This is a genomic window from Brachybacterium phenoliresistens, from assembly GCF_039530785.1.
Classification (GTDB): Bacteria; Actinomycetota; Actinomycetes; order Actinomycetales; family Dermabacteraceae; genus Brachybacterium; species Brachybacterium phenoliresistens.
This window is the reverse complement of record NZ_BAAAOW010000002.1, coordinates 17,745-32,002: the sequence shown is the minus strand read 5'-3', so window position 1 is coordinate 32,002 and position 14,258 is coordinate 17,745. Positions and strand designations below refer to the sequence as shown.

Genomic DNA, 14,258 nt, shown 5'->3' with positions numbered 1-14,258 from the left:
TCAGCGGACCATCGCGGGGCGCTTGGGGTCGAAGCTCCAGCCCTCGATGAGGTACTGCATGGCGATCGCGTCGTCGCGACGGCCCAGCCCGTGCTCGAGGTAGAGCGCATGGGCGGCGGCCAGCCGGTCCCGGTCCAGCTCGATGCCGAGGCCGGGCGCGGTCGGCACGGCGATCTCGGAGTCGACGATCTGCAGCGGCGCGGTCGTGATCCCCTGCCCGTCCTGCCAGATCCAGTGGGTGTCCAGGGCGGTGATCTCCCCCGGCGCGGCCGCGCCGACGTGGGTGAACATCGCCAGCGACACGTCGAGGTGGTTGTTGGAGTGCGAGCCCCAGGTGAGGCCGAACTCGTGGCACAGCTGGGCGACGCGGACGGAGCCGGCCATCGTCCAGAAGTGCGGATCGGCCAGCGGGATGTCGACGGAGGCCTCGCGCACCGCGTGCGCCATCTCCCGCCAGTCGGTCGCGACCATGTTGGTGGCGGTGCGCAGGCCGGTGGCGCGGCGGAACTCCGCCATCACCTCGCGCCCGGAGAAACGGCCCTCGGCCCCGCAGGGATCCTCGGCGTAGGCGATCGCTCCCGACATGGCCCGGCCGCGGCGGATCGCGTCCGCCAGCAGCCAGCCGCCGTTGGGGTCCAGGGTGATCCGGGCCTGCGGGAAGCGCCGTTTCAGCAGGATGACCGTCTCGACCTCGACCTCGCCCGGCAGCACGCCGCCCTTGAGCTTGAAGTCGCGGAAGCCGTACTGCTCCAGGGCGGCCTCGGCGAGCGCGACGACGGACTCCGGGGTCATCGCCTCCTCGCGCCGCCGCGACCACCAGCCGCCGGCCTCCCCCTCGCGCCGATAGGGCAGGTCCGTCAGGTCGGGGTTCCCGACGTAGAAGAGGTAGCCGAGCATCGGCACGCTCTCGCGCTGCTGGCCCTGCCCCAGCAGCTCCGCGACGCTGACGCCGAGGTGCTGGCCGTGCAGGTCCAGCAGGGCGGATTCGAGGGCGGTGACGGCGTGGATCGCGATCCGCTGGTCGAAGGTCTGGTCCCCGCGCCCGCCCGCATCGCGCGCGGCGAAGCGCGCGTGGACCTCCCGCAGCAGGGAGCGGAAGCGGGCGACCGGCTTCCCCAGCAGCAGGGGCGCGGCGTCCTCGAGGGTGGCCCGGATGGCCTCGCCGCCGGGCACCTCCCCGAGGCCCGTGCGGCCGTCGCTGTCGGTGAGGATCGCGATGGTGCGGGTGAAGACGGGGGCGTGGGCGCCGGAGAGGTTCAGGAGCATCGAGTCGTGCCCGGCCACGGGCACCACCTCGATCGCCGCGATCCGGGGTCCGGCGGCCGGCGCGCTCATGCGCGGCCCTCCGCCGGGCCCGGGAGCACCGATGCGGGGGCGGCCGAGGGCGAGGCATCGGCCGCGACGCCCGGGACGAGCCCGGCGGACTCGATCAGGGCGGCGAGATCGGCCTGGTCCCGGGCGCTCAGATCCTGCAGGGGCGGACGGACGGGCCCGCAGTCCCGGCCGACGGCGCGCAGCCCGGCCTTGATGATGGAGACGCCGTAGCCCTTCGCCCGGTCGCGGATGGTGATGTACGGCAGCACGAAGCGGGTGAGCTTCTCGGTCACCGCGGCGCGGTCCTGGGCGCGCACATCGGCGTAGAAGGCCAGCGCGAACTCGGGCGCGAAGTTGAACATCGCCGAGGAGTACGTGCTCATGCCCAGCTGCAGCAGCGGCAGGGCGAAGGTCTCGGCGGTGGGCAGGCCGCCCAGCAGGAACAGGCGCTCCCCCATCAGCGCGTGCACCCGGGCGAGCTGCTCGATGTCGCCGATCCCGTCCTTGAAGCCGATGAGGTTCTCGTGGGCCTCGGCGAGGCGGGCGAGGGTCTCCGGGGCGTAGACCGCGGTGCCGCGGTTGTAGACGATCACGCCGATGTCCGTCGCGGAGCAGATCGCGGAGACGTGCGCGAACAGCCCGTCCTGATCGCAGGCAGTGAGATACGGCGGCAGCACCAGCACCCCGGCGGCGCCGGCGGCCCGGGCATCGGCGGCGTTCCGGATCGCCTGCCAGGTCGCGCCGCCGGCGGAGGCGAGCACGGGCACCCCGGGCCGTGCCGATTCCACGGCCATGCGGACCACGCGGGCCGTCTCCTCGGGGGCGAGGGAGAAGCCCTCCCCCGTCCCGCCGGCGGCGAACAGGCCGGCCACGTCGTAGCTCGACTGCCAGGCGATGTGCTCGCGGCAGGCGTCCTCGTCCACCGAGAGATCGGGCCGGAAGGCGGTGACGGGGAAGGAGAGCAGGCCCTGCGCGAGGTGCGCGGCGAGGTCCCGGGGCGCGAGCTGGTTCATGGGGAGGCTGCTCCTGTGCGGTCAGGGGGAGGCGCCGGGCCTCCCGAGGGCGTCCCCGACCCTAGGAACGGCCGCTGATGCCTGTCCAAGCCCCTTTCGGACTCACGCGATACCCGCCCGGCATTGGACAGACGGCCCCGCAGAGCTGTCAGACTGCTTCCGAGAGTTGTCCGACACAGCCTGCCGCCCCGCGGCCGAGAGGCGCCGACATGACCCGCGCAGCCGATGCGATCACCGCGATCACCCTGTCCTCCGTGACCCTGCCGCTGGCGGTCCCGATCTCCGATGCGAAGGTCTTCACCGGCCGGCAGAGGCCGATGACCGAGGTCGTCCTGCTGTTCGCGGAGATCACCACCGCGCAGGGCTTCGAGGGAATCGGCTTCAGCTACTCCAAGCGGGCCGGCGGCCCCGCCCAGTACGCCCACGCGAAGGAGGTCGCCGGCCTCGCCCTCGGCGAGGATCCCAGCGACATCGGCAAGCTGATCACGAAGCTGCTGTGGGCGGGGGCGTCGGTCGGCCGCTCCGGCCTCGCGCCGCAGGCGCTCGCGGCGATCGACGTGGCGCTGTACGACCTCAAGGCCCGCCGCGCCGGCCTGCCCCTGGCGAAGCTGCTGGGCTCCCACCGCGACGCCGTGCGCACCTACAACACCTCCGGCGGGTTCCTGAACGCCGACATCGGGGCGGTCACCGAGGCCGCGCAGCGCTCCCTCGCCGCGGGCATCGGCGGGATCAAGATCAAGGTGGGCCTGCCCGACGACCGGGAGGACATCCGCCGCGCGAGCGCGGTGCGCGAGCACATCGGCGATGCGCCGCTGATGGTCGACGCCAACCAGCAATGGGACCGGTCCACGGCGCTGCGCATGGGCCGCATCCTGTCCGAGCTGGACCTGGTGTGGATCGAGGAGCCGCTGGACGCTTACGACCACGCCGGCCACGCGCGGCTGACCTCCGCCCTGGACACCCCCATCGCCACCGGCGAGATGCTGGCCTCCGTCGCCGAGCACACGGAGCTGATCCGCCACCGGGCCTGCGACATCATCCAGCCCGATGCCCCGCGCATCGGCGGGATCACCGCCTTCCTGCGCCTGATGGCCCTGGCCGACGAGGCGGGGCTGGACCTCGCCCCGCACTTCGCGATGGAGATCCACCTGCACCTGGCCGCCTGCTACCCGCGAGAGACCTGGGTCGAGCACTTCGACTGGCTGGACCCGCTGTTCGAGGAGCGCCTGGAGACCCGCGACGGCCGCATGATCGTGCCCGACCGTCCCGGCCTGGGCATCACCCTCAGCGAGCAGGCCCGTGCCTGGACCACCGACACCGTGACGATCGGGACCCGATGACCGCGGACGGACGTCGCCGGACCCCGGTCCGGCGGGACCGGCGGACCGGGCGGCGATCATGACCGCGCTGTCCGCTCGGGTGGCCGATGCGCTGCGCGGCAGGATCCTCACCGGGGAGCTCGCGCCCGGGTCCCGGTTGCCGAGCGAGGCGCATCTGATCCGCGAGCACGCGGTGAGCCGGGCGGTGGTCCGCGAGGCCCTCGAGCGGCTGCGGGCCGAAGGGCTGGTGCGCTCGGTGCGCGGCAGCGGCAGCTACGTGCTCACGGCGCCCCGGGACCCGGGCGCATCGGCCGCATCGGTCAGGTCCGGGCAGTCCGCCCCGGCGGACCAGGCGGCGCTGCTGGAGTTCCGCGGCGCGCTCGAGGCGGAGACGGCGGCCCTCGCCGCCCGGCGCCGCACCGCGGAGGATCTCGAGGAGCTCGAGGCCGCCCGCGCGCTCGTCGGCGCCGCGGGCACCACGGCCGCCGACTCCCTGCAGGCCGACGTCGCCTTCCACGGTCTCATCGCCCGCGCCTCCCGCAACCCCTACCTGTATGCGGCGCTGCGGGACCTGGGTCCGACCATGGTGCCCATGCCCCCGGCCCGCATCGCCGGCGGCCGGGAGCACGCCGCACGGGTGGACGCCGAGCACGCCGCGATCCTCGCCGCGATCCGCGAGGAGGACCCCGTCGCGGCGGCGGCCGCGATGCGCGCGCACCTGAGCGCCTCGCGGCGCCGGCTGCCCGGGCCCGATGCCTCCGGCCGGCACGGCTGAGGGACCGTATTCTTCGACCATGAGCACCTGGCAGATCGACCTGCTCGAGCACCTCAGGGCCCGGCTCCCCGATGCCGAGGTCACCGCGTACGGGTCGGCCACGGATCCGAAGCTTCTGGATCGATGGAGCGATCTCGATGTCGCGATGTCGCTCCACGACTCCATCGAGCTCGAGGCTCTGATCGATACGCCTCTCTGGGCTTTCCAGGAGACGTCAGAGGGAGCGACGCAGATCGTGCGGGCGGTGCTCGCCGATGGTCGGCGCGTCGACCTCACGGTCCAGGGAGCATCAGCGGAACTCCCCCGAGCACCGATCGACAACGCCATCAGGTTCGACGCCGCGCTCGCGGCCGTACGTTTCGGGCGCGGCAACGACCTCATCGGGCTGCACCTGACACTTGGGATCCTGCGGGAAGCTCTCGTGCAAAGCATGATCAGTGCAGATCGAGAACACGGTCGCAGCCATCATCGCTACGCGACGATCTTCGACCCCCGCGCAGAGGAGGCTCTCGCTGTTCTGAGACCGCCCTCGGGTCCGCGCACAGCGTTGTCGGCATATGCGGTGTACGCACGGTGGAGGCAGGAGCTCGAACCCGATTACGAGCCGGCACCGGAAGGGCTCGAAGCACTCATCGAATCAGGCGAAGGCAGGCGTCTGCTCTGACCGCACCCCTGCGACGTCGCCCTCCCCTGCGGTTCACGCAGCGCTGTGCGCGAACGCTCGTCGGGCACCAGGTCGGTCCCCTATCCTGTCCGGACCGCGCGGGCACCGTCGCCCGCTGCTCGCAGTCGAAGGAGACACCCCCGATGACCGCAGAGAACCCGGATCTCCGGATCGCCCAGGCAGCGACCCTGCAGCCGATCACCGAGATCGCCCGCCGCGCCGGGATCCCCGAGGCGGCGCTCATCCCCTACGGCACCGACAAGGCCAAGATCGACATCGCCGCCGTCCCGCCCGGCGACGGGCCCGGCCGACTGGTGCTGGTGACCGCCATGTCCCCCACCCCCGCCGGAGAGGGGAAGTCCACCACGACCGTCGGCCTCGCCGATGCCTTCCGCCTGCTGGGGCACCGGACGATGGTCGCCCTGCGCGAGCCGTCGCTGGGCCCGATCATGGGCATCAAGGGCGGCGCCACCGGCGGCGGCCACGCCCAGGTGGTGCCGATGGAGGACATCAACCTCCACTTCACCGGCGACTTCCACGCCATCCAGATCGCGAACAACACCCTCGCCGCCCTGGTCGACAACCACATCCAGCAGGGCAACGCCCTGGACATCGACCCGCGCCGCATCCAATGGAAGCGGGTGCTGGACGTCAACGACCGCGCGCTGCGGGAGGTGGTGATCGGCCTGGGCGGGCCCGGCCAGGGCGTCCCCCGCGAGGACGGCTTCGACATCGTCGTCGCCTCCGAGGTGATGGCCATCCTGTGCCTGGCCACGGACCTCGCCGACCTCCAGCGGCGCATCGGCGACGTGGTCGTGGGCCTGACCCGCTCCCGCGAACCGGTCACCGTGCGGGACCTGCAGGTCGACGGCGCCATCACGATGCTGCTCAAGGACGCGATCCGTCCGAACCTGGTCCAGACCCTCGGCGGGACGCCGGCCCTCGTCCACGGCGGGCCGTTCGCGAACATCGCCCACGGCTGCAACTCCCTCGTCGCCACCCGGCTGGCGACCTCCCTCGCCGAGGTCACGGTCACCGAGGCGGGGTTCGGATCCGACCTCGGGGCCGAGAAGTTCCTGGACATCAAGGCCCGCACCGGGGGCCTGCGCCCCGACGCCGTGGTGCTCGTCGCGACCGTCCGGGCGCTGAAGATGCACGGCGGCGTCGCCCAGGGCGATCTCGCCGCCGAGGACGTCGAGGCCGCCCTGCGCGGCGCCGAGAACCTGGCTCGCCATGCCGAGAACATCCGCCGCTTCGGCCTCGAGCCGGTGATCGCCCTGAACCGCTTCCCCACAGACACCGAGGCCGAGCTCGACGCGATGCTCGGCTGGGCCCGCGAGCAGGGGCTGCGCGCCGCGCTCAGCGAGGTCTGGGCCGAGGGCGGCAGCGGCGGCGTCGCCGTCGCCGAGCAGGTCCTCGAGGTCATCGCCGCCGGGGGCGGCCGCGACTTCCATCCGCTGTACGACCCGGCCGAGGGCATCGAGGCGTCCCTGCGCACCATCGCCACCGAGATCTACGGCGCCGCCGAGGTGCAGTACGTCGATGCCGCCCCGGCGGCCCTGCGGCGGCTCCAGCGCAACGGCTGGGACACCCTGCCGGTCTGCGTCGCCAAGACCCAGTACTCCTTCTCCGACGATGCGTCCCGGCTCGGCGCTCCGCGCGGGCACACCCTGCACGTGCGGGACCTCGTGCCGAAGATCGGCGCGGGCTTCGTGGTGGCGCTGACCGGGTCGATCATGACCATGCCCGGGCTGCCGCGGGAGCCGGCCGCCCTGCGGATGGGCGTGGACGCGCAGGGTCGGGCCGTCGGCCTGTTCTGAGCGCAGGTCCCGACAGGCCGCGGGCAGGTCCCGGCAGGCCGCGGCCAGGTCCCGACAGGCCGCGGGCCGGGCTCAGCGGTCCTGCTCGGCGAGCTGCTCGGCCTCGAGCTCCGTCTCGTCGTCGATGTCGACGTCCAGGGCGTCCTCGCCGGCGGCGAGCTCCTCGGGCTCGGGCTCCGCCCAGTTGCGGATCGTGGTGAGGTCCGCGGCGGACGTCTCGGAGGCGACGACGTTCTCCGGGAAGCGGTCCTGATCGGCGGCGGAGCCCTCCTCGACGGCGGGCACGTACTCGTCCAGGAAGCCGTCCTCGTCGTCGTCCACGTCATCGGCCGTGGCCAGGCGCGGGGTCAGCTCGTCGATCGCGTACTGCCCGCCGCGCACGAACCCGCGGCGGAAGGCCGCGCGGCCGACCATGGTGCTCGCCACGGGGACGGTCACCATCTGGGCGAGCAGGACCAGCAGCATCATGCCGGCCCCGGCCCAGGACCGGCCCATCAGCGCGGCCCCGGCGAGGACCAGCATGAGCCCGAGGGTCTGCGGCTTCGAGGTCGCGTGCATCCGCGTGAGCGGATCGTCGAAGCGGTGCAGGCCGATCGCGGCGATCACCGCGAGCACCACGCCCAGGCCGATCAGCACGAGCGCCACCAGATCCCCGGCGGTCATCGGCGATCACCGCCCTGCTGCTCGTCCGAGGCGGCGTCGGGACCATCCGCTCCGGAGGAGCCGCCGCCGGCGCCGTCCCTGTCGAGGGCATCGGCCAGCGCATCCGCCGACGGGGACTCGTCCTCCGCGTCGATCCCGGCCGGGTGGGCGCGCGCAGCGGACCAGTCCGCGTGGTCCTGGTCCCACAGGGTCGTGTCCCGGCCGTCGCCGGGAGAGCCCGGCTCCTCCGGATCGGCGGGCGCCGAGCCCTCGCGTCCCTCCGCCGTCTCCGCGATCTCCGCGATCTCCGGATGGATCGCATCGTGCTGCGCGGTCATCGTCCCGCCCCGCCCCGCGGGATGCAGGGCGCGGGCGCGGGCGCCGCGCGGCTCCTCGCGGGCGACGAACCGGGCGACCGCGACCGTGGCGACGAAGGCGAAGGCGGTCAGGGCGAGCATCGAGGTCACCGCCCAGGTCGTGCCGGTCGCCGCGGAGTACAGGGCCAGGCCCAGCACCACGAGCACCACTAGCATGTCTGTGGCGACGGTGCGGTCCAGGATGGTGGGGCCGACGATCATGCGATGCACGGTCGGCAGGGCGGCGAGCACCAGCAGCGCCGCCAGGACGGTCAGGGTCAGGTCCACGGCGCTCATGCCAGTCCCGCCTCCTCGAGGATGTCGCGGCGAGCCAGGGCCCGCAGCAGTCGGCGCTCCTGGGCGAGCACGCGCCGGCGCGCCCGCTCCGCGTCCTCGGCGGTGCGGGCCCCGATCACGTGCAGGAACAGGGTGCCGGTGGAGCGCTGCGCCTCGACGATCACGGACCCGGGGATCAGGGTGGCGAGCATGGCCGTCCCGGTGAGGAACAGGTCCGAGCGCGAGGCCAGCGGGACGGCGATCACCGCGCTGGGCGGCTGCGGCCCCGGGCGCACCGCGTACCAGGCCACCTGCACCGAGGAGACCACGATGTCCGCCAGGAACCGGCCGAGGCAGATGATCAGCGCGAGCGGGCGCACCGTGATCTCGCGGCCGGTCGGCGGCATCGGGAACAGGACGAACACGAGCAGGGCGACCGCCAGCCCGCCGAGGACGTTCTTGGCATCCACCCCGCCCCAGAGCAGGCACCAGAACCCGATCGAGGCGGTCAGGCCCAGCCAGTTCAGCGGGAGGTCCCGCAGGCGCCGGTTCACCGCTGCACCTCCTCGTCGCCGTCGCCGATCTTCTCGCCCTCGTCGCCGATGCGGTAGACGAGCTCGGCGGCGGCCTCGTCCCCGAGCACCGCGCTCACGTACGGGGTGCGCTCGAGGACCGCGCGGCCGGCGTCGTCGGCGAAGTCGATGAGGGGGCCGGCGAACACGGTCAGCAGCAGCGAGGCGCCGACCAGGGCGGCGGTCGCCCCCGTCATCACCCGCGGCACCGGGGCGAGGCCCTGGACGAAGTCCTCCTCGGGCTCCTGCCAGAAGGCGCGGTTCCAGATCTTCGCGATCGCGTACAGCGTGAGCAGGCTCGTGATCGCGCTGATCGCGACCAGGGTCCAGGAGGCGGGGGTGTCCACGCGGATGCCCGCCTCGATCAGGCCGACCTTGCCGATGAACCCCGACAGCGGAGGGATCCCGGAGAGGTTCATGGCCGGGATGAAGAACAGCACCGCGATGACGGGGGCGAGCTTCGCCAGGCCTCCCAGGCGCCCCAGGTTGGTGGTGCCGCCGCGCTGCTCGATCAGCCCCGCGGCGAGGAACAGGGTGGACTGCACGGTGATGTGGTGGGCGACGTAGTAGATGGTCGTGCCCATCGACAGGCGGGTGCTCATGCCGATGCCGAAGAGCATGAACCCCATGTGCGAGACCAGGGTGAAGGACAGCACGCGCTTGAGGTCCGTCTGCGCGACCGCGCCGAGGATCCCCACCACGAGGCTCAGGCCCGCCGCCACCAGCAGCAGCGTCGAGGTCTGGGAGGCGGGGAACAGCAGCGTCTCCAGGCGGATGATCGCGTAGATGCCGACCTTCGTGAGCAGTCCCGCGAAGACGGCGGTGACCGGGGCGGGCGCGGTCGGGTAGGAGTCCGGCAGCCAGGCGCTCAGCGGGAAGATCGCCGCCTTGATCGCGAAGGCCACCAGCAGCACCAGCTCGAGCGTCATGCGGGTGCCGGGGGCCAGGCCGTCCAGCCGCACGGCGAGCTCGGCGAGGTTCACGGTGCCCACGGCGGCGTACACCGCGGCGATGCCGGCCAGGAAGATCACCGAGCTGAGCAGGGAGACGATCACGTAGGTCGTCGCCGCGCGGATCCGCGAGGCGGAGCCGCCCAGGGTCAGCAGCACATAGCTCGAGGCCAGCAGCACCTCGAAGCCGACGTACAGGTTGAACAGGTCCCCGGCCAGGAAGGCGTTGCAGACCCCGGCCACCAGCACCAGGTAGGTCGGGTGGTAGATGGCCACCGGCGTCTTCTCCGCGGATTCGGAGACCGTCTGCGCGCTGGAGTAGACCAGCACCGCCAGGGTGACGACGCTGGAGACCACCAGCATGATCACCGTCAGCCGGTCCGCGACCAGCACGATGCCCAGCTGCGGCGTCCAGCGGCCGATCTGCAGCACGAGGATCCCCACCTCGAGCACGCTGCGCGCCATCACCAGCGCCGAGGCGAGGATCGCGACCAGGGTGAGGATGGAGACCCACATCTGCAGTCGCGCATGGTGGCGCAGCAGGAGCGCCATCGCGGCGCCCATCAGGGGCAGCATGACGGGCAGGGCCAGGAGCATGTCCGCGCTCATCGGCCACCTGCTTCCGTCTCGCGGCCGCGGCGCACGTCCTCGCGCTCGTCGGCCTCGGTGTAGTCCTGGGGGGCGTCCTCGGCGCCGGAGAGGTCGGTGCCGAGGGGGTCGCGGCGGGCCCGGTGGCCCTGGGAGTGCAGCAGGGCTCCGCGCCGGCTCTCCTCCGACAGGCCCTGCGAGCCGGGATCCTCGGGGTCCTCGTCCATGCCGCTGCGGCGCTGGCTGCGGCGCAGCACCCGGCGGTCCTCGACGTCGTCGGGGACCTCGTCGTGGCCGAACAGCTGCCAGGCCCGGTAGGACAGGGCGACCCCGAAGGCGGTGATCCCCAGCGTGATGACGATGGCCGTGAGCACCATGGCGAAGGGCAGCGGGTCGGTCATGTCCTCGGCCGGGGCCGTGCCCTCGAAGGGCGGCTTCCCGGGGCGGCCGGCCGCGACGATGAACAGCAGGTTCACGCCGTTGCCGGCGAGCACGATGCCGAGGATGATCCGCGTGAGCGTGCGCTCGAGGATCAGGTACACCCCGCAGGCGATGAGCACGCCGGCGGTCAGCAGGAGCATGAGGCTAACGGGCATCGGACTCGGCCTCCTGCTGGCGGTCGATCTGCGAGCCGAGGCTGCGCAGGATGTCGAGGACGACCCCGAGCACGACGAGGTACACGCCGATGTCGAAGATGAGGGCGCTGGGGAAGTGCAGCTCCCCCAGCACGGGCACGTGGACCACCGGGGTGGCGGTGGCGAAGAAGGTGCCGCCCAGCAGCAGCGGCAGGACCCCGGCCCCGACCGCGACCGCCATCCCGACCCCCAGCACCAGGCCGGCCTGGACGGGCACCGCCTCCGACAGCTCGTAGCGGCCGCCGGCGAGATAGCGCATCGTGATCGCGAGGCCCGCGACGAGACCGCCGGCGAAACCGCCGCCGGGCAGGTTGTGCCCGGCCATCAGCAGGTACACGGAGAACATCATCATCAGCGGAAAGCTGATGCGGGTGATCACCTCGACGACCACCAGGCGTCGCTCCGGGGCGAGGGTGCGCCCGGCCGAGAGCCACGTGCGCCACCGGTTGCCGGTCTCCTCCTGCTCCCCCGCGTAGAAGCGCAGCACGTTGCGCGGCAGGTCGGAGTCGCTGCGCCGCCGCCAGATGGTCAGGTGCTCGTCCTCCTCGCGGATGCGCGTGATGCGCTGCTCGCGCCGGGTGATGAAGATGAGCGAGGCGACGCCGGTGGCGACCACCAGGAGCACCGAGATCTCCCCCATCGTGTCCCAGACGCGGGCGTCGACGAGGGTCACGTTGACGACGTTGTGCCCGCCGCCGATGGTGTACGCCGTCTCGATGAGGCCCGGCCCCAGCGGGTCGAGGTAGCGAGCATCGGCCGCGTACAGGGTGACGCCGCACAGCACGACGGCGGTGCCGATGGCGATGCCCCATCGGCCCCACTGGTCCAGGCGCAGCGGGCGGCGCGAGAAGTGGATCGGCAGGCGGCGCAGCACCAGCACGAGCACCACCGTCATGATCGTCTCGACCAGGATCTGGGTGGTGGCCACGTCCGGGGCGCCGGCGAGCAGGAAGTACACGGCCGCGACGTACCCGGTGACCGAGATGAGGAAGACGGCCCGCAGGCGACGGCGGGCGCGGGCCGCGCCGATGGCCGCGACCACGGCGAGCACCAGCAGGCCGACCTCGATCGGGTGGTGGAACACCACCAGGTTGTCCGGCAGCGGGGCGCGCAGCATCGCGACCGGCGCGGCGACGGCGATGAGCACGAGCAGCATGGTGCCCAGCGTCATCGGCAGGGAGCCTCGCTGGAACAGCGGGGTCACGGCGACGGCCAGGGCGTCCACCCCGCGCATCAGCCGCCGGAAGCCGCGCTCGGCATCGACGAGATCGGCGGCCCGGCCCGTCCCCCAGCGCTGCGGCGAGATCGCGTGCTGGAGGTTCTCGACCGGGCGGGCGAGCCCGGCCAGCAGGGCTCCGGCGCCCAGGGTCACGGCGCTGGCCAGCAGCGGGACGCCCAGGTGCGGCACGACGGCGAGGTGGACGGCGGCCCCGGCCTCCGGCAGGGCGTCCGAGAATCCGCGCAGGATCCCCTCGAGCGGATGGGCCAGGACGGTCAGGCCGATGCTGAGCACGGCGATCACGGCCGGCGGGAGCCAGAACAGCACGGGGACGGCAGGGCGGGCGACCGGGGGCGCCCCGGGGGCACGGCCGAAGGCGCCCTGCACGAAGCGCCAGGAGTACGCGACGGTGAGGATCGAGCCGGCGACCAGGGCCAGCAGCAGCATGCGCGGACCGGTGCCGCCCTCCCACAGCGCCGTGTACAGGGCCTCCTTGGCGACGAACCCGAACAGCGGCGGGACGGCGGCCATCGACGCGGCCGAGACGGTGCCGATCACCGCGACGACGGGGGCCGCCCTCCCGACCCCGGACAGGACCCGCAGGTCCCGGGTGCCGCACTTCTTGTCGATGATGCCCACGACCATGAACAGGGGCGCCTTGAACACGGCGTGGGCGACCATCATGGCCAGCGCCGCCAGCACCGCCTCACGGGTCGCCAGCGCCGCGACGGCGCAGAGGAAGCCCAGCTGGGAGACGGTCCCGTAGGCGAGCAGCAGCTTGATGTCGTGCTGGCGCAGGGCGCGCCAGCCGCCGACGACCATGGTGATCGCGCCGAGCGCCGCGACGAGCGCGCCGACCGCCTCGACCTGGCCGAGCGCCGGGGCCAGGCGCAGGATCAGGTACACCCCTGCCTTCACCATCGCCGCGGCGTGGAGGTACGCCGAGACGGGAGTCGGCGCGGCCATCGCCCCGGGGAGCCAGAAATGCGTCGGCACCAGCGCCGACTTCGACGCCGCCCCGGCCACCACCAGCAGCAGGGCGGTCACCACGAGAGGGCCGGGGCTCGCCCACATGTCGTCGGCGAGGATGCCCCCGATGCTCAGCGTGCCCGCCTCGGCGCCCAGCATCAGCAGGCCCACCAGCATGGCCAGCCCGCCGAGGGTGGTGGAGATCAGCGCGTTCATGGCGGCGCGGCGCGAGGCCTGCTTGTCGGCGTAATGGCCGATGAGCAGGTAGGAGAAGACCGTGGTCAGCTCCCAGAAGATGTAGAGGACCATGACGTCGTCCGCGAGCACCAGGCCCACCATCGCCCCGGCGAAGGCGGTCAGCAGTCCCGCGAAGCGTCCCAGTCCCGGTTCCGTGTCCTTGAAGTAGCGCGCGCAGTAGACGAGAACGAGCGCCCCGATCCCCGAGGCGATCAGCAGCATCACCCAGCCCAGCACGTCGAGGGTGAAGGAGACGTTCATGCCCAGCTGCGGGATCCAGGGGATCTCGACGGTGCGCGGGGCGTCCGCCAGCGCGCGGGGGTCGAGGGTCGCGGCCCACGCCGCCGACCCCGCCGGCACGAGGGCCAGGGGGTAGAAGGCGTTCCGGCCGAGCCTCCGCACCAGCAACGGGCCGAGCAGGGCCGCGACCAGGTGCGCGAGAAGGATCGGGATCACGCGTCTTCCGTCCATGTCCAGGGGGCAAGGGAAGGGGCACGACGATCTTATCGGCCCGCTCCTCCGCGCCACCTGGGGACCCGTCGCCGCGACATCTCCGTGACCTCCGGTCCTGCCAGCCCCGCCCGGTCTCGCGACCCGCCGCGCGTCACCGGCATCGCGCCCCGGACCGTGAAGTTTCCCGACCCGCCCCGCGCAGTCTCCCGACCCGCCCCGTCTCCCGATCCGCGGAAACGATCGGAGTGAAGTCGTCGCTACGCAAACGCTCGGAGTGATCGCGTCGCTTCCCCGCGAGGTAGCGACGGAATCACTCCGACGGATCGCGCAGGGACGCTGCACCGGGGCTCGGTGCCGAGCAGGCCGTCCCGCCTCCCCTGCGCCGGCCCCGCAGCGCCGCCGACACGAAGCAGCTCCGGAACGCAGCGGCACCGGCACGCAGCGACGACGACTCGG

The 14,258-nt window shown here is 72.8% G+C and carries 12 protein-coding genes; 4 read left to right on the top strand and 8 right to left on the bottom strand.

Features of this window, described 5'->3' with window-relative positions; genetic code table 11:
* Both ABD234_RS04465 and ABD234_RS04460 read right to left on the bottom strand, forming a co-directional pair.
* Positions 1-1,335, bottom strand: a complete 1,335-nt coding sequence (locus tag ABD234_RS04465) for an enolase C-terminal domain-like protein (RefSeq protein WP_344354295.1) — start codon at positions 1,333-1,335, stop codon at positions 1-3.
* A complete protein-coding gene (locus ABD234_RS04460) occupies positions 1,332-2,327 on the bottom strand; it encodes a 5-dehydro-4-deoxyglucarate dehydratase (RefSeq protein ID WP_051486801.1) in 996 nt (331 codons plus the stop codon). Before ABD234_RS04460 ends, ABD234_RS04465 begins: the two co-directional genes overlap by 4 nt.
* Positions 2,328-2,536: 209 nt before the next feature.
* Between ABD234_RS04460 and ABD234_RS04455 the strand changes: the two genes are divergently transcribed.
* The 4 genes from ABD234_RS04455 to ABD234_RS04440 all read left to right on the top strand — a co-directional run bounded on the left by ABD234_RS04455 (position 2,537) and on the right by ABD234_RS04440 (position 6,905).
* Positions 2,537-3,667 (top strand): L-talarate/galactarate dehydratase, encoded by a 1,131-nt coding sequence (locus ABD234_RS04455; protein WP_038372294.1) that lies wholly within the window; start codon positions 2,537-2,539, stop codon positions 3,665-3,667.
* A 58-nt stretch (positions 3,668-3,725) separates the two neighbouring features.
* A complete protein-coding gene (locus tag ABD234_RS04450; protein ID WP_038372293.1) occupies positions 3,726-4,421 on the top strand; it encodes a FadR/GntR family transcriptional regulator in 696 nt (231 codons plus the stop codon).
* Between the two features lie 19 nt (positions 4,422-4,440).
* On the top strand, positions 4,441-5,085 hold the full coding sequence (locus ABD234_RS04445) for a hypothetical protein (RefSeq protein ID WP_038372292.1): 645 nt from the start codon (positions 4,441-4,443) through the stop codon (positions 5,083-5,085).
* 143 nt (positions 5,086-5,228) lie between these two features.
* Positions 5,229-6,905, top strand: coding sequence for a formate--tetrahydrofolate ligase (locus ABD234_RS04440; protein ID WP_038372291.1), 1,677 nt, complete (start codon positions 5,229-5,231; stop codon positions 6,903-6,905).
* 72 nt (positions 6,906-6,977) lie between these two features.
* Here the strand turns inward: ABD234_RS04440 and mnhG are convergent, their stop codons facing one another.
* From mnhG to ABD234_RS04410, 6 genes are read right to left on the bottom strand one after another with little or no spacing between them, the layout of a single operon-like run.
* A complete protein-coding gene (gene mnhG / locus ABD234_RS04435; RefSeq protein ID WP_038372290.1) occupies positions 6,978-7,568 on the bottom strand; it encodes a monovalent cation/H(+) antiporter subunit G in 591 nt (196 codons plus the stop codon).
* On the bottom strand, positions 7,565-8,200 hold the full coding sequence (locus ABD234_RS04430) for an MrpF/PhaF family protein (RefSeq protein WP_051486800.1): 636 nt from the start codon (positions 8,198-8,200) through the stop codon (positions 7,565-7,567). The genes mnhG and ABD234_RS04430 overlap by 4 nt, the downstream gene beginning before the upstream one ends.
* Complete coding sequence (locus tag ABD234_RS04425) at positions 8,197-8,733, bottom strand: Na+/H+ antiporter subunit E (RefSeq protein WP_051486799.1); 537 nt, start codon at positions 8,731-8,733, stop codon at positions 8,197-8,199. The genes ABD234_RS04430 and ABD234_RS04425 overlap by 4 nt, the downstream gene beginning before the upstream one ends.
* Positions 8,730-10,310: a Na+/H+ antiporter subunit D gene (locus tag ABD234_RS04420; protein ID WP_038372289.1), complete on the bottom strand. Its 1,581-nt coding sequence runs from the start codon at positions 10,308-10,310 to the stop codon at positions 8,730-8,732. Before ABD234_RS04420 ends, ABD234_RS04425 begins: the two co-directional genes overlap by 4 nt.
* Positions 10,307-10,885, bottom strand: a complete 579-nt coding sequence (locus tag ABD234_RS04415) for a Na(+)/H(+) antiporter subunit C (RefSeq protein WP_051486798.1) — start codon at positions 10,883-10,885, stop codon at positions 10,307-10,309. The genes ABD234_RS04420 and ABD234_RS04415 overlap by 4 nt, the downstream gene beginning before the upstream one ends.
* Positions 10,875-13,805 carry a Na+/H+ antiporter subunit A gene (locus ABD234_RS04410; protein WP_038372287.1) on the bottom strand — a complete coding sequence of 977 codons (2,931 nt, stop codon included), beginning with the start codon at positions 13,803-13,805 and terminating at the stop codon, positions 10,875-10,877. The genes ABD234_RS04415 and ABD234_RS04410 overlap by 11 nt, the downstream gene beginning before the upstream one ends.
* Positions 13,806-14,258 lie beyond the last annotated feature (453 nt).

Coding starts and splice junctions, on each gene's coding strand:
- ABD234_RS04465 (WP_344354295.1), bottom strand. CDS start 1,335: ATGAGCGCGCCGGCCGCCGGACCCCGGATCGCGGCGATCGAGGTGGTG.
- ABD234_RS04460 (WP_051486801.1), bottom strand. CDS start 2,327: ATGAACCAGCTCGCGCCCCGGGACCTCGCCGCGCACCTCGCGCAGGGC.
- ABD234_RS04455 (WP_038372294.1), top strand. CDS start 2,537: ATGACCCGCGCAGCCGATGCGATCACCGCGATCACCCTGTCCTCCGTG.
- ABD234_RS04450 (WP_038372293.1), top strand. CDS start 3,726: ATGACCGCGCTGTCCGCTCGGGTGGCCGATGCGCTGCGCGGCAGGATC.
- ABD234_RS04445 (WP_038372292.1), top strand. CDS start 4,441: ATGAGCACCTGGCAGATCGACCTGCTCGAGCACCTCAGGGCCCGGCTC.
- ABD234_RS04440 (WP_038372291.1), top strand. CDS start 5,229: ATGACCGCAGAGAACCCGGATCTCCGGATCGCCCAGGCAGCGACCCTG.
- mnhG (WP_038372290.1), bottom strand. CDS start 7,568: ATGACCGCCGGGGATCTGGTGGCGCTCGTGCTGATCGGCCTGGGCGTG.
- ABD234_RS04430 (WP_051486800.1), bottom strand. CDS start 8,200: ATGAGCGCCGTGGACCTGACCCTGACCGTCCTGGCGGCGCTGCTGGTG.
- ABD234_RS04420 (WP_038372289.1), bottom strand. CDS start 10,310: ATGAGCGCGGACATGCTCCTGGCCCTGCCCGTCATGCTGCCCCTGATG.
- ABD234_RS04415 (WP_051486798.1), bottom strand. CDS start 10,885: ATGCCCGTTAGCCTCATGCTCCTGCTGACCGCCGGCGTGCTCATCGCC.